We start from the raw sequence: 20158 nt of genomic DNA on the forward strand, positions 1-20158 counted from the left end.
CCTCCGGAGATCTGCAAAACAAAGAGGTGTTGGAGGTGGAACGGACAGCCGTATTCAACCAAGATGTGCAGTTTAGCGGGTTTATGACACCAAATCAGACACGCGGTTTTTTGTGGACGCGCAGCGGAGCAGTTGGCGGCGTCCTCATGCTCACTATGCACAACGGAATGGTTGCCGGCGTTGAAGTAAAAGATAATTCTGCAAACCTGACGGTGCAGCCGCAGACGTTCACATTTGATATTTCGTTTAAAACCGCGCTTGGTGAAATAGAAAACAGCAGTGTGGATGTAACGACTCCCGCGTTTGAAAAGGAGATTATAGCGCTACAGAACAACGAAGTCAAACACGAGATACAGAGTGCGCTGGATGTGGCATTTTATGGAGCCAAAAGTGATATTTTTCGCATAGGAAGCAATTATTTTCGATTCCGGCCGGATCAATGGCGCACGCTTATGAATACATGGCCCATGTCCGGTCAAAATCTGAAACCAATCATCAACGTGCATTCCACGTTCAGTCTGCATGACTGACTGTGCGCTGTGCCCAATCCCTGCGCCGCCGCAGGGCAAACATGCGCGAAAGGTTCAAGAGCCGTGCAGGCACAAGTATCAAAATGCCTGCGGGGCTTTTGGGCATTTTCAGCATTAATGCAGTTGGTTCCTTTCACAATTTTGAATGGTTGTGGCTAAATTTGCGGGTTTTGACTGTGTATATTGCAAGTTCTCGAAAAAAGAACCGGTAACACATGGTTTTCATTTGCAAATGGTTGAATAAATACACGAGATAGAGTATAATGAGTTACTTACTCTTCAATTGCTAAAAATTGATGGAACAAAAACCGAAAAACAGTGGCATCCCGGCCAGTGTTGTGCTATAATAACCAAGATAAGCAGTTAATTTTAGGAGGATGTCGGATGAGTTTAACCAATTCCAATAAGGTCGATACCAATCAATATGAGCTTGAAATAGCCGTTGACAAGGATAAATTTCAAGAAGCGGTGCAAAAAGCCTATAAAAAAAATGTGACCAAGATGAATGTGCCCGGTTTCCGCAAAGGCCACGCGCCGCGCTCGGTGGTGGAAAAGTTGTACGGCGAGGGCGTCTTTTTTGAGGATGCAGTCAATTCTCTGTACCCCGTGGCGTATGAAGAGGCCGTCAAATCTGCCGGTATCGAGCCGGTAGACCGCGCAGATATCAAGATTGATAAAGTGGACGGCGACGGGTTCACGTTTAAGGCAACCGTCACGGTGAAACCCGAGGTGGAGATCGGTGCGTATAAGGGGCTGAAAGCCACCAAATACATTGAAAAAGCCACGGATGAAGACGTGACTAAAGAAGTCGACCGCGTGCGTGATCGCAATGCGCGGGTCATTACGGTGGAAGACCGCGCCGCTGAGCAAGGTGATATCACCAATATCAATTTTGAAGGTTTTGTGGACGGCACAGCATTTGATGGCGGAAAAGCTGACGGACAGGATTTGGAACTTGGTTCCGGCCAGTTCATCCCCGGCTTTGAGGAGCAAATTGTCGGTCATAAAACCGACGAGGAATTTGATGTAAATGTCACGTTCCCGGAACAGTATCAGGCTGCTGAACTGGCAGGGAAACCGGCTGTGTTCAAGGTGAAGATCAATGAGATCAAAAAACGCGAACTGCCGGATTTGGACGATGAATTTGCTAAGGATGTCAGCGAGTTCGATACATTGGATTCTTACAAAGACGATGTACGCCAGCATATTCAGGAGCACAAGGATGAACATGCGCAGAGCGACGTCGAGGACGCATTGCTCGACCAGGTAGTCGAAGGGCTGAAAGCCGAGATTCCTGCGGTCATGTATGAGCGCTCTATCGATAGCTATGTGCAGGATTTTGATTATCGGCTGCAGGCGCAGGGCTTGAACCTGCAGACCTATCTTCAGTATACTGGCATGGACATGGATAAATTCCGTGAAACGTTCCAAGAGCAGGCTGAGCATCAAGTGAAGCTGCGTCTCGCACTGGAAAAGATTGCGGAAATTGAGAATTTCGTCGTGACCGATGAAGATGTTGAGGCGGAATACAAACGTCTGGCGGAAGAGTATAAGACTGATATCGAGCGCATCAAAACCGCCATCGACCGTGAAACCACCGAAAAAGACATCAAGATTAACCGCGCGATCGACTTGGTTAAAGACACAGGGGAAGTGACCGAGGTGGAGGGTATCAATCCCAAACACCAGCATCACGACCATGACCATGAAGAAGCGCAAGCGGAGTGATTGTTTCTGGGTGCCGCAAGGGACTCTTTGAATTTATAAACCACGCATGAATATGCAGACGACCTGTAAAGGAGTTGTTGTGAAATGGCAAATCTCGTTCCTTATGTAATCGAGCAGACAAGTCGCGGCGAACGTTCTTATGATATCTTCTCCCGCTTGCTCAACGACCGCATCATCATGCTTTCTGATCAGGTCAACGATGTGTCCGCCAGTCTTGTGGTGGCGCAGCTGCTGTTCCTGGAAGGTCAGGATCCCGATAAGGACATCCAGCTTTATATCAATAGCCCCGGCGGTTCCATTACGTCCGGTATGGCAATCTTTGATACGATGCAGTATGTTAAATGCGATGTATCTACCATTTGCATCGGCATGGCGGCCAGTATGGGTTCGTTTTTGCTGGCAGCGGGTGCAAAGGGAAAACGCTTTGCACTGCCAAACAGTGAAATTATGATTCATCAGCCTTCGGGTGGCGCACAGGGGCAGGCCAGTGATATCAAAATCGCGGCCGAGCACATCATTCGTATTCGTAAACGGATGAACCAATTGTATTCCGGTTTTACCGGCAAACCGATCGAAGACATTGAACGCGACACCGAGCGCGATAATTTCCTGACTGCCGAAGAAGCCGTGGCATACGGCCTGGTGGATAAGGTTATTACAAAAAGATAAGGCAGGTGCTTTATGGCAAAGTTTGATGACAGAAGAGTGCTGAAATGCTCCTTTTGCGGAAAAACCCAGGAGCAGGTAAAACGGCTGATCGCAGGGCCCGGCGTTTACATTTGCAACGAGTGTGTCGAGCTTTGTCTGAGCATTCTTGAAGACGAAAACGTCATTGCTCATCCGCAAATTACAGGCGACGACAAAGCTATCACACTGGCACGCCCCAAAGAGATCAAGGAAATCCTTGACCAATATGTGGTGGGACAGGACGATGCTAAAGTTGCGCTTTCAGTTGCAGTTTACAACCACTATAAACGCATTTATTACGGTGAATCGTCCGATGTGGATCTGCAAAAGAGCAATATCTTATTGCTTGGACCCACTGGTGTTGGTAAGACAATGCTTGCCCAGACGCTGGCTCGCATCTTGAAAGTGCCATTTGCCATTGCCGATGCCACCACTCTGACCGAAGCCGGCTATGTGGGCGAGGATGTGGAAAACATCCTGCTGCGTTTGATTCAGGCGGCGGACTATGATGTGGAACGTGCCGAACACGGCATTATCTACATTGACGAAATCGACAAGATTGCCCGTAAATCGGAAAACCCATCCATTACACGTGATGTAAGCGGAGAGGGTGTCCAACAGGCACTCTTGAAGATTCTAGAGGGTACGGTATCTAACGTTCCGCCGATGGGCGGACGGAAATATCCGCATCAGGAGTTTATCCAGATCAATACCAAAGACATCCTGTTTATCTGCGGCGGCGCATTTGACGGTCTTGAAAAGATCATTGAGAAGCGCACCGTGAGCAAAACATTGGGTTTCGGGGCGGATGTGCGCGGCAAAAAAGAAAAGGCCGAAGTCAATGTCTTTAAACAGGCGATTCCGCAGGATCTGGTGCATTTTGGTTTGATTCCCGAGTTGGTAGGGCGTATCCCGGTCATCACCACGCTCAACCCGTTGAGCCGTGAAGCACTTATTAGCATTCTGACCGAACCGAAAAACGCCATCATCAAGCAATATCTCAAATTGTTTGATATGGATGGTATCCAGCTTACGTTTGACCAGTCGGCGCTTGAAGCCATTGCGGATAAGGCAATTGCCCGTGAAACGGGTGCCCGCGGTCTGCGTGCTATTATGGAAGAGCTGCTCACTGATGTGATGTTTGAGGTGCCGTCAGACGGTACGATATCCAAAATCACCGTGACAGGGGCCTGTGTTACCGATAAGGCGGCCCCAATCATTGAGCGTGACCCGAACAAAAAGAGTACCCGGCTGACGCTGCCTGCGAAAAAGGTAAGCCCGAAAAAACGGGAAGATGCTTCGTAAAGCGCTTTGACCGAACGATATGGCATGAAGAACGGCGGCCCTTGATGGGTCGCCGTTCTTGTGCATGTTATGGGGTGCGTGACAGGGCAGAGCCCCGGACGAGATAGCGGTCAGTGCTTTTGCTAAAATCTTGGACGATCGGACAGGCGCGACCGGTCAGCCGTTAAATAATACCTCCTATGATATTGATTGACGGCTACAAGCCGTTTCCATTTACTGTAAAGTCAAATGCCCTGTCACCATCCAAACGGACGGTGACAGGGCATCGCATATCTCGCGCGAGGGCATTTTAGGCTTGATATATTTTCTTTATGGACTGCAAGCCGTCCAGAATCTCCTGCCTGGAAAATTGGCTGGCAGTGAGTTCCGCATCGCTGCGTTTTTCCAGTGTTGCGTAAAAATCGAGAGCGACCCTTAAATAGTCGGGTTTGGGGTCATCCGCAATGGTATCAAAGAGCAGATTTTCCGCTTCATTGATTTGCCCGTCTCCAATCAGCCGATTGAGCCGATAGGATAAAAAACTGGTTTCGGACAGCACACCCTGTTCATCGAACAAGCCGTCTGTGCCAGAGTGTTGTTCAAATAGCACTTTTCCCAACGCCTTTACAATATCTTCAATTTGCCGCATCATGTAATCATTTTCAAACACGCTGCTTACCCTCTTTTCACCACCCGGTAGGGTATGGTTTCATTTTATTGTAACATAAAGGGGCGGAGGAGGCAAGCGGCCGCATGTTTTAGTTCAAACATCTTGTAAAAGGAAAAGCTTCGCACGGTTGCGTGCAAAAGTGCGGTTTTGCAATCATGAAGCATGTACTTATCCAGTGGCCTTCGCAGACTCTTTGACCGGAAAAAGCAATGCACGCATATCCTTTTCCGGCAAAGGGTGGGCATATAGAAAGCCCTGTGCCAAGTCACAGCCTTGCCGTCTGAGCAGGTCGCGCTGGGCGGGCGTTTCTACCCCCTCTGCTACCACACACATCGAGAGGTCATGAGCCATGCATATGATATGCTTCGTAATGATGCGTGCTTTTTGCTTGGCAGTGATTTGGGATACAAAACAGCGGTCAATTTTCAACGTTTGGACGGGCAAACGGTCGAGATATTGCAAAGAGGAGTAACCGGTCCCAAAATCATCCAGCGCGACCCGTATGCCGAAAGCGTGCAGGCGCGTTAATACTTTGGCGGCTTGCGCCAAATCTTGGATGACGGCCTGTTCAGTCACTTCCAATTCCAATAGACTCGGGTCAAAGCCGGACTTGCGCAGGGCAGACAGGACCAACCGGTCTGCGTGGGCAAATTGTTTGGGGGACAGGTTGATTGCCAGTCTGCATGGGAGAACGCCCGCACCACTCCATGCTTTTACTTGGCAGCAGGCGGTATGCAAGATCCATTCCCCGATGGGCAGGATAAGTCCGGTCGCTTCTGCCACCTGAATGAATGAGGAGGGCAGTATGGGCACGTTCGCAGGCGAGAGCCAGCGCAGGAGCGCTTCCATCCCCACTATTCGGCCCGTGCGCAGGTCGTATTGGGGCTGATAAGCCACTGTAAACCGCTGGTTAGCCAACGCGCTCCGCAATTGATATGCGACTTCGTCGGGGCGGCACGGAAAGATTTCACCGCCCGCGTTTTCGTCTGCTGTTATTTGAATATGCGAATTTTCCATGGGAACCTCCCTGTTTCTTATCCTTGCGGACGCGAATCGGGGGTGCTTGTCCGTGCGGACGGCGCGGTCCCCCCTTGATAGTATATGCGCAGCCGTACCGGCGGGGGGCCTTCAAGCTGTCTGCCTTCTGCTGTGAAGCGTCCGCCATGGCAGGGGCAATCCCAGCTTTTTTCCGCTTCGTTCCATGTGAGAGTGCAGCCCAAATGCGTACAGGTGATGTCCAGCACCGTCAGCCGGCCGTCGGGATGACGGTAGGCGCCGGCTTTTTTACCCTCGAACAGCACAATGCCGCCCTCTCCGGGCTGTAAATCTTCGGCTCGGCCCGGTTTTTTGAGTTTGGATTGCACCATTGCGCCCACCTGACCGGATAACTCTCCTGCCATGGTCGCTGTGCCTGCCAAATGCAGGCGTGCGGGGTCATAGGGCGCGCCGCGCGCACTTTTGCCGGTGGTAATCCAGTCCGTGAGCAGGATGCCGGCTAATGTGCCGTTCGACAGTCCCCATTTATTGAAGCCGGTCGCTACATAGATGTTCGATTGCGGCGCGCTTGGTCCGATATATGGGATGCCGTCCGGTGTTTGATAGTCCTGCGCCGACCAGCGTGCCAACAGGGAAAACGGTCCCGCAAGTTTTTCCGCATAGGTGGTGAGCGCTTCGAAATGCCGTTCACCATCTTGCTCCCGGGTGTCCCGCCCTGTAATGTGCCCGTCCCCCATCACGAGCAGGATCTTTTTACCGTTATCGATCACGGTGCGCACGGAACGGATGGGGTCGCCCGCGCTGATATAGCTGCCGGCAGGCCAAGGTCTTTCCGGCTCTACTGCCACACCGTAACTGCGGCGGGGGTAAAGGCGGGTGAAATATGCGCCGAAGTTTTCAAAAAACGGATATTGCGTTGCCACAATCAAATGGTGTGATTTGATGCGCACGCCATTTTCACACACCGCCTCTACTGTTTTGCCGGCACGTACCTGTACCACCTTGGTATGCTCGCAGCACTTGGCGCCTTTGTTGGCGGCCGCGGCCGCCAGTGCCTGTAAATAGCGGAGCGGGTGGATGACCGCTTGTCCATACAGGACGGTGGTGCAAATGTTTTGTGGCGGAAAATCGGGTCGGAACAAGAAGCGCGCGTCTATCCCTACGCTCTTGATGGCTTCAAATTCATTCTCTACAAGCTGCCGCTCGTCCTCATTGCGGGCGAACAGGTAGGCGTCGCTTTCAGCAAAGCCGCAGTCCATGTCGCTGCTCAGCGCGAATTGCTTGACAAATGCGACTGCGTCGCGTTGGGTGCAGGCAATCTGTACAGCTTCTGCCTTGCCCGGCAGTTTGCATAGCCGCCCGTAAAGCGCCCCATGCAGCGTGCTGACTTTTCCAGTGCTTTTACCGGTAGTACCGCATCCCAGTGTGCCTGACTCCAACAGCAGGACGGTAGCGCCTGCTTTCGCAAGATGGTAGGCGCAGCTCACGCCCGTAATACCGCCGCCAACAATTAGTACATCGGCTTCGGTGTCCGCCTCCAGTGCGGGAAATGCCGCACATCCCGCTGTTTTTTCCCAATACGATTGCGTGTAGTTCTCCATTTTTTCCCCTCTCACTGTGATTTTCCCGCTGGTTTTCCCGTTTTCGTGATTAGTATGCACAAAAATGGGAAAAATACAGACATCTTCAAAAAATGAATTGCCTCGTTTTGCGGATTTGCGGCGGCGCAATATGACGGAAGGATGTCAAGCCATGCGGAGAAAATTCATTGCGTTAACTGCTATCGCGGTACTGATTGCTGTCGGAGTAGGTGTGGGGGCTGCTTTTGTGCGGCATACAGGACAACCTGTCGAAAAAAACGTCCCGCCCGATAAAGAAAATTTACGCACGTTTGTACAGACCGCTAACGAGTGGCTGGCAGAGCGGCAAAAAACGGCTGGCCTGTCATTTTACATGGCGGATGCGGAAAACGGCTGGCGTACCGATGGGAAAAATGTATATTATACCTCCGACAGCGGGAAAACCTGGACTGCCGCAGCACCGTTCTACGACGGGGGCGCGGTGGATTTCGTAGATAGCACCCATGCGGTTGCCTTAGCCAAAGCGGTGAAGAACGAAGAGATGCTGACCGGTATCTCCGTTTATGCAACGGCGGACAGTGGGAAAGTCTGGAGGCATCTGGCACTTGCGGGTGCGCCGTATTTTAGCGCGGACAACAGCACGCGTGGGGTGGACGGGTTCTCTATGACAGACAGCCGCAATGGTCTGCTGATGTTGGCGGGTGACGCGGCAGCGGGTCACCATGAATCGAGCGTATTTTCCACAAAGGATGGGGCGCGGAGTTTCCAGCAACAGACGGATAACCTGCGCGTGCCGAACGGGCAGACAACACTGGTAACAGCAGACGCAACACATGCGTACCTGTTTGTCAATGGTTCGGCATCTCCTGTATTTATGACGGCCACAGCTGACGGCGGAAAAACGTGGACGGAACAGGACAACGGTGTCACCGCTCATTTTACAGACGTGACTCCTTCGTATATGCCCGTGCGTATGACCGGCGATACACGTATTGCACTGCTTAGCGTGCAAAATGGCGTTGAGGCTGCCGCTGCGAAAGGGCAAACTGAAAAAGCGGATACGCATATGCGCAATACATTCTATACCTTGTCTGCAAACGGCGCGGTGTCGGGTAAATTGGCGGAGCTGCTGACCGAGCTGCCGCTGGACGCAAAGAGCGTGAGTATGCCGGACGCGCAGACGATTTTTGTCTTTTCACATGCACAGGGCAAACCGGTGTTGTATCGGCATGTAGCACAAGGCGGGTGGACACGGATTGTCAGCAACACACTCCCAAGTGATGCTTCGCAAATTCAGTTTCTGAATCTTTCCAACGGGTTTATCTTGCAAAAAGATGCGGTTTATGTGACGGTGGACGGAGGAAAAAGTTGGATGAAATCGGTATTTTCCGAGAATGCAGCTCATTGAAAATATGCCAATATTTTACCATGTTTATTCGTTTAGTACATGTTTGTGCACATTATGGAATATTTTAAGACGTGTTTTGTGACTTGGTTACTAAAAAGCCCAAAATTCCTTGTAATGTGAGGCGGATTCAGTATAATAAATATGCATCCATCTTGCATTTTCCTTTTGGTTTTTCCGTCAATTTTATGAAAAGGGGAGGCGTGCCTAATTCGTGAATCTTATGCGCTTTTGCAATTTTTTTGCTAATTTTCGGCGCGTGGTTACAAATATTTTTTTGCAAAGTTCATATTTCCAATCTGTTTTTACGGGCAGGTTGTGTTATAATGAAAAGAGGCAATATTATTATATGGTTTTTGTAGCCCATTTGGCATGTAAGGATGAACAAAGCAGCATATGTTAAACGAATTTTCCAGAACAGAATTACTGATCGGCAAAGCAGCATTAGAGCGGCTGAGAGCGGCGCGTGTGGCTGTTTTCGGCATTGGCGGCGTGGGGGCTTTTGCCGCTGAAGCATTGGCACGTTCCGCTGTGGGCAGCTTAACGCTTGTTGACGACGACCGCATTTGTCTGACCAACATTAACCGGCAGCTGCATGCCACACATCAGACGGTTGGCCAATATAAGGCGGATGTGATGGCGGCGCGTATCATGGACATCAATCCTCAAGCACATGTCGACGTACGCAAGGTCTTTTATACCGAGGAGACTGCGTCAGAGGTTTTTGACACACAGTGGGACTATATTATTGACGCGGTGGACACCGTTTCTGCCAAGTTAGATCTGGTGACACGGGCGATGGGGGCTGGCATTCCGGTCATCAGCTGTATGGGCGCCGCTAACAAGCTCGACCCGACACAGCTGGAAGTCGCCGATATTTATGACACCTCGATCTGCCCGCTTTGCAGGGTGATGAGGCATGAGCTGCGTCGCCGTGGAGTGCCGCACCTCAAGGTGGTCTATTCGCGCGAAAAACCCATTCAGCCGCAGGAAATGGCGGAAAATAGTTGCAAATTTCATTGCATTTGTCCTGAGGGAACCAAGCGAACCTGCACAGTACGGCGGCAGATACCTGGGAGCACAGCGTTTGTCCCCCCGGTAGCCGGATTGATTTTGGCTGGCGAAGTCGTGAAGGATCTTTGCGGACTATCCGCAAAAAGAGGGTAATGCAGTCCAATTGCCTGCTCGCTCCGCAAAAGCGCAGAGACTGCATAAAAAACGCCCCCGACCAGAGTGGTCGAGGGCGGGGTGATAAGGCGATTATTTATGCGGATGTGGCAGCATCTGTTTTGCCGCCTTATAAATGTCACCGCATCCCAATGTCAGTACCAGATCATGAGGCTGTGCATTTTTCAATACATAGGTTGCAATAGCGTCAAAATCCGGTTGGCAGATGCTGCCGGGAATTTTGGCGGCAAGATCTTCCGAGTGTATATTGTAGGTGTTCACCTCGCGTGACCCCATGATCGGTGCGAGTACGACTTTGTCTGCAATCTGGAGAGCCGCTGCAAAATCATCCAGCAGCATGGCCGTGCGTGAGAAAGTGAATGGCTGGAACACTGCCCACACCGACGCATAGCCGAGTTCTTTGGCGGCACGGAGTGTGGCAGAGAGTTCGGTCGGATGGTGCGCATAATCGTCTACGATGGTCACGCCGGTTTCTGTTTTGCCCAACACATCAAACCGCCGCCCTGCGCCTGCAAACGCGTTCAGTCCTTCTGCAATGGCTTCGTCGGACGCGCCCGCGAACGAGGCGGCGGCACAGGCGGCCAACGCGTTGAGGATATTATGGCGTCCGGGCACTTTCAAAGTGATATGCGCTATTTTTTGCCCGCGGCGCAGGATATCAAAGGTGAGATGCCGCTCGATTACCGCGATATTTGCCGCGGAATAGTCATTTTGGGAATGAAAACCGAATGTGATTTTTTTAAGTGGGGAATCATTCACGGCGGTCAAGGTGTTTGCATCGTCTCCGTTATAGACCAGCGCTTGCCCGGTTTGGGCGGCAAAGCGGTTAAAGTGGCCAATGAGGTTCTCCATCGTCTTGAAGTATTCAAGATGATCGTTATCAATGTTCAGGATAACGGATACGGCAGGATGCAATTCTAAAAATGAATCCTGAAATTCGCAGGCTTCGCAGACCATCAGTTTGGAATCCCCGATTCGGTTGTTGCCGCCGATGAACGGCAGCTTTCCCCCGATGACGGCGGTGGGGTCTTTGCCGGCCATCACCAGAATCTGGGTCAGCATACTGGTTGTGGTGGTCTTGCCGTGGGTGCCAGAGACCGCGAAGGTATTGGCATAGTGCCTGCTGAGCAGACCAAGCAATTCTGCCCGGCTGCAAAGCGGCAGATTTCTTTCACGTGCCGCTTGTATCTCGGGGTTATCCTTGTGTACGGCGGCTGTGTAAACGACCAGTTCGGCGTCACCAATGTTTTCAGGACGATGCCCCATTTGCACTGGGATGCCCAGCTTTCGGATCTGCGCGAGCGTGTCGGACTCATTGTTGTCCGAGCCGGTGAGGGCAAAGCCTTCCCGATGCAGGATGCCCGCCAACGCGCTCATGCCGGAACCCCCGATTCCGATAAAATGTACCCGCTTCACATGACCCAATATATTCTCATCCACGATTTGATGACTCCTCTCAAAATTGTGCCGCTTAGGCGCGAACCCTTTGATAGGTAGTTGCACAGCACATTTCTTGCATATTATACGACCAACGCCGATAAAAATAAACCTCTTTTCCGCGAAATCCCATCTGTTGGTTAAAAATGTATAATCATTTGTTTTTTGCCGCACACTATGAGCAACGAACTATCTCACATGCGTCTTGAATATTTCGCGGCCTGAGGGTCCACTGCTCTGTGTGATTTCAAATGAATCGAACAATTTTTCGGACGACATTTTAGGAGGACTTACTGTTGAATATCACCGATATCAAAATCAGAAAACTTTTTTCCGAGGGCAAAGTGCGCGCCATTGTGTCCATTATTTTGGATGGCGAATTTGCCGTACATGATCTGAAAGTCATCGAGGGCGTGGAGCGGCTTTTTGTAGCGATGCCCAACCGCCGCTCGGAGGACGGTCGCTTTCAGGACATTGTGCATCCAATCTCTATGGAGGCTCGTGCCCAGATTGAGGGAGCCATTCTGGAAAAGTACGAGGAAGCTATTTCTCAGACAGAGGAAGAGCCTCAGACCGAAAACCTCGGGGCCTGATATAGCGTGTAAAGCACCTCTCACGGTTATCCGTGAGAGGTGCTTTTTGCATCTTTTAGGTGGCGTTGTGCGAAAAATAAAATTCTCTGCAAAAGTGTTGACAAGATGTACGTTTTCTATTATAATAAGTAGCGCTGTCCCATTCTTTTCAGCTCCGTTTTTTCCACGCCGCGGTGGTTATGAACGGTTGCCTGTGCGATGGGAAAACAAAAATGGCCCGGTAGTTCAGTTGGTTAGAACGCTAGCCTGTCACGCTAGAGGTCAGGGGTTCGAGCCCCCTTCGGGTCGCCAATGCGCGCCTCTGTAGCTCAGTCGGTAGAGCAGGGGACTGAAAATCCCCGTGTCGGTGGTTCGATTCCGCCCGGAGGCACCATTATGCGGATGTAGCTCATCTGGTAGAGCGCCACCTTGCCAAGGTGGAGGTAGCGGGTCCGAGCCCCGTCATCCGCTCCAGCGGGATTATCCGCCAGCAGATCGGTTCTGCACATGTTTCCTCAGCCGCCTTTTTCGCGACCGGGGGTTTTCTCTTTTTCTTGTGGCGCCATAGCCAAGCGGTAAGGCAAAGGTCTGCAAAACCTTCATTCCCCGGTCCGATTCCGGGTGGCGCCTCCATTGCTGTTTATCTGATGCAGCCGAAAGATCAATGTGTTTCCCGAATGCAGCCCGGTAGCTGGTAGTCGGTGATTGCCTGCGATACGGTTTTACGTGTAAAAGGGAAGATGAATACCACCCTCCCTTAGATGCTGGTGTGGCTCAGTGGTAGAGCAGCGCACTCGTAATGCGCAGGTCAGCGGTTCAAGTCCGCTCACCAGCTCCATAAAAGATGGCTTACCTATACAGGGTAAGCCATCTTTTGTTTTTGTGGCCGAGCAGGTAACCCCCACCCCCAAATCGACTGGGGGTGGGGTGAAAAACTTTATAGGATATAGAAAAAACCTCCGATGCTACACTGATGAAGGTCTTGCAACCGACGCAAGGAAGCATAGGAGGTTTCTGTTAAGTTGTCGGGATATCCCGTCCCTTTTTGCTCATTATGTCGGCAGGTTTGGATATTTCTTGAGTACGGATTCTGAATAGAAGCACCCTATTCCGTTTCCACGGGAACAGGGGACGGCCGATTGGTATTGCCGGTGTTTGCATCCCGGTCGATGTTGGGGACAAAGCGCAATAAAAGGATAAACCCGATCAGAAACAGTACATCAATGCTTGCCACGCCATAGCGTGAGCTGCCAGTGAGCAGCGTGAACAGCGAAAGCATGAGCGGACCGAGAATAGCCGAATACCGTGCCAGCACGTTAAAGAAGCCGAAATACTCATTGTTGCGGCTTTTATCCGGAATCATCCGTCCAAAATAGGAACGGGAGAGTGCTTGAATGGTGCCCAGCACCAGTCCGGTGGCGATGGCTATCACCCAGAACTGCCACGCAGATTTCAAGAACAGCGCATAGGTACAGATGGCGGTGAATACCCCAATGGCGATGAGTAGCACATTTTTGGTGGTGATGCGCCGGGCCACCCGTTCGAACAGCAGAACGGCCGGTGCCGCGACAATCTGCGTGACAAGCAGCGCCAGCGCCATGGTGGTGACTGAGATGCCCACATCATAACCGAAATCCGAGGTCATGGAGATGATGGTGTTTACACCATCGATATAGAAAAAATACGCTATCAGAAAAAAGCCCATGTTCTTTTCCCGTACGATCTTTTTCAGTGTGGTCCACATGCTGCCGAATGATTGGGTCACCAACATGGCCGGTTTGTCTTCGCGGCTGTAAAGCTGCTGCACGTTATGCAAAAACGGTATGGTGAATGCAAGCCACCATACCAGGGTGATACCAATGGAAATTTTGATGGCTGTCACGGGTGTTATACCAAAAGGCAGTGTGCCATACAGAACAATACCCGCAAGATATGGCAGGCAGCGCCCCGCATAGCCCACGGCAAAACCAACTGAGGAAAGCAGGTTCATCCGCCCGTTGCCCGTTACATCCACCAGATACGCGTCGTAGACGATGTTAGTACCAGAGTATCCGATGGCACAAATCAAGTTGGCCAGAAGCAGGATGGCGTAATTGTCGGTGAACAGCATAGATGCCAGAGAAACCAGCGCCACCACTAAGAAAAAAACGAACAGCTTTCGTTTCATCCCTTTCATATCCGCAATGGCACCCAGCACCGGCGCAAGCAGTGCCAGGGCCAGCGTGGAGAACGACTGCACATAGCCCCAATGCGCGGTGGTCAGCGCATTGCTTAGCCCGTGGGTTTTGCCCACCAGTTTCATCAGGATAGGCAGAAAAGCCGTGGACAGAATCGCGAATGCTGAAAACGCCACATCGTAAAGCGCCCAGCTCCATTCGACTTTGCTAAGTTTTTGTTTCATATTGCATCTACTCCCGTTTCGGCACAAAAAGCTTTTTACCGTGCTTCCATATCGTTCTTTCAGAATATAGGATACAGCGCACATGGCGCTATCATCTTTTTGTAAAATCACGACATTTATGAAAACACATAGGTAACGGTGGGTAAGAATACAATTGATTCTCGGAAAATCCCGCGTAAAACACACGGAATGCACCAGCCGGTGCGACCTACGGCAATTCCACCTGTGTTTCGAGAAATGCCGAGATTTCGACATACTTCCGTACGATGACGGCCTCTGATGCACACGGGTGATCCGCCGTCGCCGGATACTGAATCTATTTTAAGGAATTGCTCTAAACTTCCTCAATTAAAGGAGGACTCTGTCCTGAAATAGAGCTTTTCCTTGCGTATATCATTGCGAACACACCTGTCTTTTGGTAAAATAGAGATAACAAAGTGAGCCTACTTCCAGCAGACTTTTAAAATCGCTTTGCAGTTATCCGTAGATTGCAGGAACAAAGTTAATTTTCCGAGATGTTCTTCCACAGTACGCGGTGAGAGCCCCCGTAGGTTGATTTCATCATAGGCTTGCCGATATACTTCTTTGTTAGTCAATGGAACCATCTCCTTAAAACTGATGTCTCCATTGTACCGAAAAAAGCAAAAACCTGCCGTATTTACAGCAGGTTTCCTAAAGACGCAACATCTGCCCTATGCTACCACCGTGTCAGCGGCTTTGTGCTATGAATCAAAAGATGGTGGAGAAATCTGGCAGTATGCTGCACAGGAGGAAGCGAATACAGCCACCAGCGGCTGATCTTTGCTTTTGTTTTCGAAATCAGTCACATGGTTCCTGCCATAAAATCCGACGGTCTGATCTCCAAAGGAGCATTCTATGAAAAGACATCTTGTATGGACGATTGCCACGTTGCTTTGCATCATATCAGTCGGCTGTTCTCACATGACCACAAATAAGACGGTTTCTACCCGTTCGCAGTTCACATCCATACGGTCTAATATATCTGAAAACGCTCCTTCCTCAACTGTTTCCAAAATGGATTCCGATTCATCTTCCACGGTGTCTAATGCAGATAGCCCAGCCGTGAAGCAGCCTCAAGCACCCGCCCAGACAGCACCGTCCTCCACCGCCTCCGCACGAGAAATCATGAATGTGACCATCCCGGACGGGTATAGTGTGCCACAGATTGCTACGCTGCTACAGAACGCGGGGGTGTGTGACAAGACCGATTTTCTGGACAAGGTCAACAGCTACGCTTTTAAGCAGAATTGCCTGCGGGAGATTCCGTATGACAGCAGTAAAATATGTTATCGTCTGGAAGGCTATCTTTACCCGGATACCTATCAATTTTACAAAAACATGGATGCTGCGGATGTCATCGGTCGAATGCTCAACAATGCAGACCAGCACATCACAGGAAAATATAACTTCAAAACCGTCATCATTGCTTCTATTCTGGAAAAAGAAGTACCGAACACCGACGAGATGAAAAGTGCTGCGTCAGTGATTCTCAACCGGTTGGCCGACTCCAAGGATTTTCCGTATCTAGGCATGGACTCGACTCGGCATTACTTGACATGGTATATCGCGAGCGTGAGCAACGATCTAGTGGAAAAATACAAGAATTACTACAATACCGCCATTCCAAACCGGGCAAGCGGCTTGCCCGCAGGGCCAATCTGCAGCCCCAGTGCTCGTGCATTGGAGGCTGCTGCCAATCCCACCAGCACCCAGTATCTTTATTTTTTTACCGATGCAAACGGCACCACTCAGTTTTCCACCACGGTGATTTCCCAATAGGTTTCCTGTACTCATCCATAAATTGCAAATCCTATTGTACGCTATCAAGCTATATTAATACTATGTTTTTCGATTAGAAATACCGGTACGAGCCATATAATTGAAAGGAAGCATAATAATGTCAAATCATAAGCTAGATAACCCTAAACGGATTGAAGAACTAAATCCTTCTGATACGCTCAGACGGATTGGTTTGAAAGATAGTGATGCTTTTTGCGATGTCGGTGCCGGTACCGGAATCTTTACTTTTGAAGCGGCTGAACAGACTAAGTCTGATGTTTACGCAGTTGAAATATCTCATGAGATGCTGGATATATTGCAAAGTAAAATGCAGGAGCGAAATGTAAAAAATATCATACTGAAGAAAAGTGTTCAGGATGTTCCTTCCGATTCCTGCCGGGTAGTATTGCTTTGCACGGTTTTGCATGAACTGCGTGATTTTGAGCATGTGATTGGTGAAGTAAAACGGATTATCACCAATAATGGCACGCTGGCGATTATTGAATTTCATAAGCGGCAGACCCTTATGGGGCCGCCGGTTGACAGCAGAATGAGTCCTTCACAAGTTGAGGAACGACTATTGCAGCATGGGTTTTACAAAACAGATTATTTTGAGCTTGGTGAAAATTTTTACGGTATGATTTTCTCAAAATCCGTAACCCTTGGGTTGTGATATTTGGGTCATCCCGCATTTTCAAGTGTATATGCTTTTATCATGATAGGAGGGAATATACTTTGAATTGCATTTTGGGACTTTTCAAAAATGACTCTCACTATCAATTGCGCATATCCGTCCCCGGTTTGAGGAAAAGAGGGAACTTCTGAAAAATCCCGACCTTAAAGCGTGGCGCTGGATAGTAGAGGTTATACACATATTTTTCGACACACTTCTATTAAACCTGTAATCTTTGGTGCGAAAATTAACGTAAAGAAGCGGGAACTGTTGATTAAACAACTTTTCCCGCTTCTTTTGCTTATTATTGGTGTAGTGGCGCTAATTGCTGATTTAGGAACAGAAGTCCGAAGAATATGGCGGCGCTTAATAAAAATCCCCCTGCGATATCGGTGACGTAATGCTTTTCCAGATACACACGGCTAAACCCAATAACAAATGCCGGTATAAGGCCAATAGTTATAATGCTATATCGTCTCGTCCGGTTGAGTATATGGCGAGACAGTAGATAAAACAATGGTACAAAAAATGCAAAGGCTAGCATTGCGTGTGCGCTGGGATAGGAAAAGCCGCTTGAATGGTCTGGGCGTATCCGGCCGAATACAGGCTTTAGAATCACATTTGCTGCCCCCGCTATTGCTGTTGACCCGGCTAATAGAGACGTGGCATGTAATCCCTCGGCAAAATGATGCTTGCAAACAGAAACAGACAGGATAATGGCGGAAATGATGAATGCAAAATAAAGGTCGTTTGCAGGTGCGAATACCTCATCCATATGCGTGAATAGTTTTCTGATGTGATGGGGGGTATCCTGAAACATTTTTTGGAAATATCCGTCTATTCCCATTGTCATTTGTATTTGCACAAGGATGGATAAACATCCAAAAGCAATCAGGCAAATGATGAATCTTTTACAAAAATGTTTGGGTTGCGTGTTGTTTATCAATTGAAGTCGTCCTTTTTAAATAATTATGCGGATGCGCTTGAAGAACTGGGAACACTTGTGCTGCTTGAGCTGGATGAATTCGCCTTGTATTTCCCCTTTTTATTCCTCCGTCTACGAAGTCTTCTCTTTTGCGCTTGGGATTGCGAAATGGCCGTCTTAAATCCGAAGTCCCGTTTAATGGTCTGCCCAACGCCTGAAAAGAGAATAATGCCCAGAACGAGAAGCGATAATAGAGCAATTGCCAAAATGCGGAGCATTACAGCGGCAATCAATTTGATTACCAGAATTACGCCAATAACGACAACCGCGGCGAAAAACAATAAAGGTAACATAATTAACATACTCCTTTGTGCTGATATTTTTTCATTGTAATCAATAAATATGAAGAAAGTGTTTCTATATGTAGGTAAAAGTATGTCAGCACAAAATAGACTTGGCAATTAACAACATCAAGCTAACATTGCAATATTCTATACAGAAAGTTGTGATTTAAAAATAAAGACCGTCTGTTTTTCCGGATGCAATCAGAGACAAATACAAGCGGCGGATGACTTTAAAAAGCCACCCGCCGCTTGTATTTGTCTCCAGCTCGCTGTCAGGATTCGGTCACATAGCAAATTGCCAGGCAAAGCATATTAACCGCGTCGTTTTTTATATCCCGCCGTCAACAGCATAATCGCTGCACCTGCAAGGAGAACCGCAGTGGGCATAAACACTGAGGTGCTTTCGCCGGTTTTCGGGTTAGAAACAACCGCGGAAGATACGTCTGAGGAGGCGGAAGAAGATGGAGAACTGTTATCTGGAACAGAAGATACCGGGTTCAACACTGAATTTTCCAACGTTTGAATCTGATCCTCTGCAGTTTGCAGGGTATGAAGTGTGGCAGAGGATACCAGTGCCTTTTGTGCATCGGTAAATTTGGCATAGGTGTCCGCGAGGCCCGAAACCATTGCGGCGTCTTGCAAAGACACATTCGCGGGCAAAGTGGCCACGCTGGCAATAAAGTCATCAACGGCCTGCTGTTGTGCAACCGTTACCAGATTGGATACCGCTGTGTTCAGCGTGCTGACCTGTGCGTCGATTTCCGGCTGCAAATAGTAGATGCTGCTGTTCATGGAAGAAGCGATAGCAAGCTGCTTTTTCACTGCGGCATAAGACGCGGCGGTGTAATTTGCGGCGCCAAATGCAGAGGCTTTAGAAATAGCGGTGCTCAAACCGGTCTTGTCAGCTCCCGTATCACGGTCACGCGGATAGGCATAGACCAGCACATCCAGCACATCACCTGCCGCATCGGCTATGGTACCATCGGCGTTCTTGTTAGAGGTGACGGTGATGGTGTCGCCGGTGGCTGTCAACGTATACTGGCTGCCGTACTTGGTTTTGAAACCACTCGGAAAATAAGATGCATAGGTCTTTGCGTCAAGGGTCAGATACATATGGTAATGCGCGGCAAAGCTGCCGCTGGTGGGACTGAAGCTTCCCACCGGCTGGCCGTTTTTCAAAAAGACGTACCATACCGCACCGCGAGTGGCGCTCTGGGGATTGATAACCTGCTTAGTCACACTGGCGGTTACGCCCGCTGCCGGGTTGGCCGGTGTCTGGTCCACCGTGGAAAGCTTGATACCGTTTGGTACCAAGCAGGAGATATTGCTCCACTGCACGGGGGTACCGTCGGTTCCTGTGATTTTGGTGACGGTGCCGTTAGCCGCCGCGGGTTTGATCGTCAGTCCACCCATATATTGCGCAAAACCGTAATAGAATACGATGTGTAAGATATTTCCGCTGGCGGTCGCGGTAACATGCTTGGAAAAAGGATCGGTTATATTTTGGCTTGAATCGTCCGGAGCAGCTGGGTTGATATAACTGCCGGAAGTGCTGCCACTCAATGTGATGGCAAGGTCACTTGCGGCATCGGGTGTAGCCTGAATAGGCTTGTTGAATGTCACATCGATGTTCATGTACTGATTGTCCGTCATCGGAATCACGTTGCCGTTGCTGTCGGTACTGTGCTGGATGAGATCGCTGCTGTGATTGGTAGTCACAGTATAACCAGTCATTACCGGCACGCCGGTGCCGTCCGCCAAAGCTGGCAATTGCGTAACCAATAGAGTCGCGGCCGCCGCCAATACAGCAAGTGGCTTTTTGAAACAAAACCGAATTGTTTTTGTCTGTGCAGTCCCTTTTCTCATAAATACTGTCCCCTTCGTCGCCATAGATACGTATTTTTCTCTTTATTTTGATTGATAGAAGAACTATGAACC

General features: G+C 49.6%; 18 protein-coding genes and 5 tRNA genes. 14 read left to right on the plus strand and 9 right to left on the minus strand.

The annotated features are described in order from the left end of the window. From ABF463_RS08825 to clpX, 4 genes are all read left to right on the plus strand, one after another. Positions 1-530, plus strand: a 530-nt coding sequence (locus ABF463_RS08825) for a Ger(x)C family spore germination C-terminal domain-containing protein (RefSeq protein ID WP_415533238.1), incomplete at its 5' end; no start/stop codon positions are given. A 384-nt stretch (positions 531-914) separates the two neighbouring features. Beyond that, a complete protein-coding gene (gene tig, locus ABF463_RS08830) occupies positions 915-2258 on the plus strand; it encodes a trigger factor (RefSeq protein ID WP_415533239.1) in 1344 nt (447 codons plus the stop codon). An 84-nt stretch (positions 2259-2342) separates the two neighbouring features. After that, positions 2343-2927, plus strand: a complete 585-nt coding sequence (gene clpP / locus ABF463_RS08835; protein WP_415533240.1) for an ATP-dependent Clp endopeptidase proteolytic subunit ClpP — start codon at positions 2343-2345, stop codon at positions 2925-2927. 12 nt (positions 2928-2939) lie between these two features. Further along, positions 2940-4250: an ATP-dependent Clp protease ATP-binding subunit ClpX gene (clpX, locus tag ABF463_RS08840; RefSeq protein ID WP_415533241.1), complete on the plus strand. Its 1311-nt coding sequence runs from the start codon at positions 2940-2942 to the stop codon at positions 4248-4250. Positions 4251-4539: 289 nt separating this feature from the next. Here the strand turns inward: clpX and ABF463_RS08845 are convergent, their stop codons facing one another. The 3 genes from ABF463_RS08845 to ABF463_RS08855 all read right to left on the minus strand — a co-directional run bounded on the left by ABF463_RS08845 (position 4540) and on the right by ABF463_RS08855 (position 7496). Beyond that, a complete protein-coding gene (locus ABF463_RS08845) occupies positions 4540-4899 on the minus strand; it encodes a DUF6483 family protein (protein ID WP_415533242.1) in 360 nt (119 codons plus the stop codon). Between the two features lie 168 nt (positions 4900-5067). After that, positions 5068-5916, minus strand: a complete 849-nt coding sequence (locus tag ABF463_RS08850) for a putative bifunctional diguanylate cyclase/phosphodiesterase (protein ID WP_415533243.1) — start codon at positions 5914-5916, stop codon at positions 5068-5070. Between the two features lie 17 nt (positions 5917-5933). Further along, positions 5934-7496 carry an FAD-dependent oxidoreductase gene (locus ABF463_RS08855; RefSeq protein ID WP_415533244.1) on the minus strand — a complete coding sequence of 521 codons (1563 nt, stop codon included), beginning with the start codon at positions 7494-7496 and terminating at the stop codon, positions 5934-5936. 151 nt (positions 7497-7647) lie between these two features. Here ABF463_RS08855 and ABF463_RS08860 point away from each other — a divergent pair, with 151 nt between their 5' ends. Beyond that, on the plus strand, positions 7648-8883 hold the full coding sequence (locus tag ABF463_RS08860) for a hypothetical protein (protein WP_415533245.1): 1236 nt from the start codon (positions 7648-7650) through the stop codon (positions 8881-8883). A gap of 393 nt (positions 8884-9276) precedes the next feature. Continuing rightward, positions 9277-10047 (plus strand): ThiF family adenylyltransferase, encoded by a 771-nt coding sequence (locus tag ABF463_RS08865; RefSeq protein ID WP_415533246.1) that lies wholly within the window; start codon positions 9277-9279, stop codon positions 10045-10047. Between the two features lie 93 nt (positions 10048-10140). Here ABF463_RS08865 and murC read toward each other — a convergent pair whose 3' ends face one another. Further along, complete coding sequence (gene murC / locus ABF463_RS08870; protein ID WP_415533247.1) at positions 10141-11508, minus strand: UDP-N-acetylmuramate--L-alanine ligase; 1368 nt, start codon at positions 11506-11508, stop codon at positions 10141-10143. A 293-nt stretch (positions 11509-11801) separates the two neighbouring features. Between murC and spoVG the strand changes: the two genes are divergently transcribed. From spoVG to ABF463_RS08900, 6 genes are all read left to right on the plus strand, one after another. Then, positions 11802-12098 carry a septation regulator SpoVG gene (spoVG, locus tag ABF463_RS08875; RefSeq protein ID WP_415533248.1) on the plus strand — a complete coding sequence of 99 codons (297 nt, stop codon included), beginning with the start codon at positions 11802-11804 and terminating at the stop codon, positions 12096-12098. 214 nt (positions 12099-12312) lie between these two features. After that, positions 12313-12389: transfer RNA gene (locus ABF463_RS08880), tRNA-Asp, on the plus strand. A gap of 6 nt (positions 12390-12395) precedes the next feature. Further along, a tRNA-Phe gene (locus tag ABF463_RS08885) sits at positions 12396-12471 on the plus strand. 4 nt (positions 12472-12475) lie between these two features. Continuing rightward, positions 12476-12551: transfer RNA gene (locus tag ABF463_RS08890), tRNA-Gly, on the plus strand. An 84-nt stretch (positions 12552-12635) separates the two neighbouring features. Continuing rightward, positions 12636-12710, plus strand: a tRNA-Cys gene (locus ABF463_RS08895). Between the two features lie 130 nt (positions 12711-12840). Beyond that, positions 12841-12915: transfer RNA gene (locus ABF463_RS08900), tRNA-Thr, on the plus strand. A 267-nt stretch (positions 12916-13182) separates the two neighbouring features. On the opposite strand, the gene ABF463_RS08905 is transcribed toward ABF463_RS08900, so the two are convergent. Then, the gene (locus tag ABF463_RS08905) at positions 13183-14478 is read right to left on the minus strand and encodes an MFS transporter (RefSeq protein ID WP_415533249.1); all 1296 of its coding nucleotides are present in this window, start codon (positions 14476-14478) and stop codon (positions 13183-13185) included. A 443-nt stretch (positions 14479-14921) separates the two neighbouring features. Beyond that, complete coding sequence (locus ABF463_RS08910) at positions 14922-15074, minus strand: hypothetical protein (RefSeq protein ID WP_415533251.1); 153 nt, start codon at positions 15072-15074, stop codon at positions 14922-14924. Positions 15075-15354: 280 nt separating this feature from the next. On the opposite strand from ABF463_RS08910, the gene mltG reads away from it, so the two are divergent. After that, positions 15355-16278 carry an endolytic transglycosylase MltG gene (gene mltG / locus ABF463_RS08915; protein ID WP_415533252.1) on the plus strand — a complete coding sequence of 308 codons (924 nt, stop codon included), beginning with the start codon at positions 15355-15357 and terminating at the stop codon, positions 16276-16278. 118 nt (positions 16279-16396) lie between these two features. Beyond that, the gene (locus tag ABF463_RS08920; RefSeq protein ID WP_415533253.1) at positions 16397-16951 is read left to right on the plus strand and encodes a class I SAM-dependent methyltransferase; all 555 of its coding nucleotides are present in this window, start codon (positions 16397-16399) and stop codon (positions 16949-16951) included. A gap of 304 nt (positions 16952-17255) precedes the next feature. On the opposite strand, the gene ABF463_RS08925 is transcribed toward ABF463_RS08920, so the two are convergent. The 3 genes from ABF463_RS08925 to ABF463_RS08935 form a co-directional block, all read right to left on the minus strand. Further along, positions 17256-17897, minus strand: coding sequence for a phosphatase PAP2 family protein (locus ABF463_RS08925; RefSeq protein ID WP_415533254.1), 642 nt, complete (start codon positions 17895-17897; stop codon positions 17256-17258). Between the two features lie 23 nt (positions 17898-17920). Beyond that, complete coding sequence (locus tag ABF463_RS08930; RefSeq protein WP_415533255.1) at positions 17921-18229, minus strand: hypothetical protein; 309 nt, start codon at positions 18227-18229, stop codon at positions 17921-17923. Positions 18230-18532: 303 nt separating this feature from the next. Further along, complete coding sequence (locus tag ABF463_RS08935; RefSeq protein WP_415533256.1) at positions 18533-20086, minus strand: hypothetical protein; 1554 nt, start codon at positions 20084-20086, stop codon at positions 18533-18535. Between the last annotated feature and the right edge of the window lie 72 nt (positions 20087-20158).

This window comes from Ethanoligenens sp. (assembly GCF_047718355.1).
In the GTDB taxonomy this organism is placed as follows: domain Bacteria; phylum Bacillota; class Clostridia; order Oscillospirales; family Ethanoligenentaceae; genus Ethanoligenens.

Coding starts and splice junctions, on each gene's coding strand:
- tig (WP_415533239.1), top strand. CDS start 915: ATGAGTTTAACCAATTCCAATAAGGTCGATACCAATCAATATGAGCTT.
- clpP (WP_415533240.1), top strand. CDS start 2,343: ATGGCAAATCTCGTTCCTTATGTAATCGAGCAGACAAGTCGCGGCGAA.
- clpX (WP_415533241.1), top strand. CDS start 2,940: ATGGCAAAGTTTGATGACAGAAGAGTGCTGAAATGCTCCTTTTGCGGA.
- ABF463_RS08850 (WP_415533243.1), bottom strand. CDS start 5,916: ATGGAAAATTCGCATATTCAAATAACAGCAGACGAAAACGCGGGCGGT.
- ABF463_RS08855 (WP_415533244.1), bottom strand. CDS start 7,496: ATGGAGAACTACACGCAATCGTATTGGGAAAAAACAGCGGGATGTGCG.
- ABF463_RS08860 (WP_415533245.1), top strand. CDS start 7,648: ATGCGGAGAAAATTCATTGCGTTAACTGCTATCGCGGTACTGATTGCT.
- ABF463_RS08865 (WP_415533246.1), top strand. CDS start 9,277: ATGTTAAACGAATTTTCCAGAACAGAATTACTGATCGGCAAAGCAGCA.
- ABF463_RS08905 (WP_415533249.1), bottom strand. CDS start 14,478: ATGAAACAAAAACTTAGCAAAGTCGAATGGAGCTGGGCGCTTTACGAT.
- mltG (WP_415533252.1), top strand. CDS start 15,355: ATGAAAAGACATCTTGTATGGACGATTGCCACGTTGCTTTGCATCATA.
- ABF463_RS08920 (WP_415533253.1), top strand. CDS start 16,397: ATGTCAAATCATAAGCTAGATAACCCTAAACGGATTGAAGAACTAAAT.
- ABF463_RS08930 (WP_415533255.1), bottom strand. CDS start 18,229: ATGTTACCTTTATTGTTTTTCGCCGCGGTTGTCGTTATTGGCGTAATT.
- ABF463_RS08935 (WP_415533256.1), bottom strand. CDS start 20,086: ATGAGAAAAGGGACTGCACAGACAAAAACAATTCGGTTTTGTTTCAAA.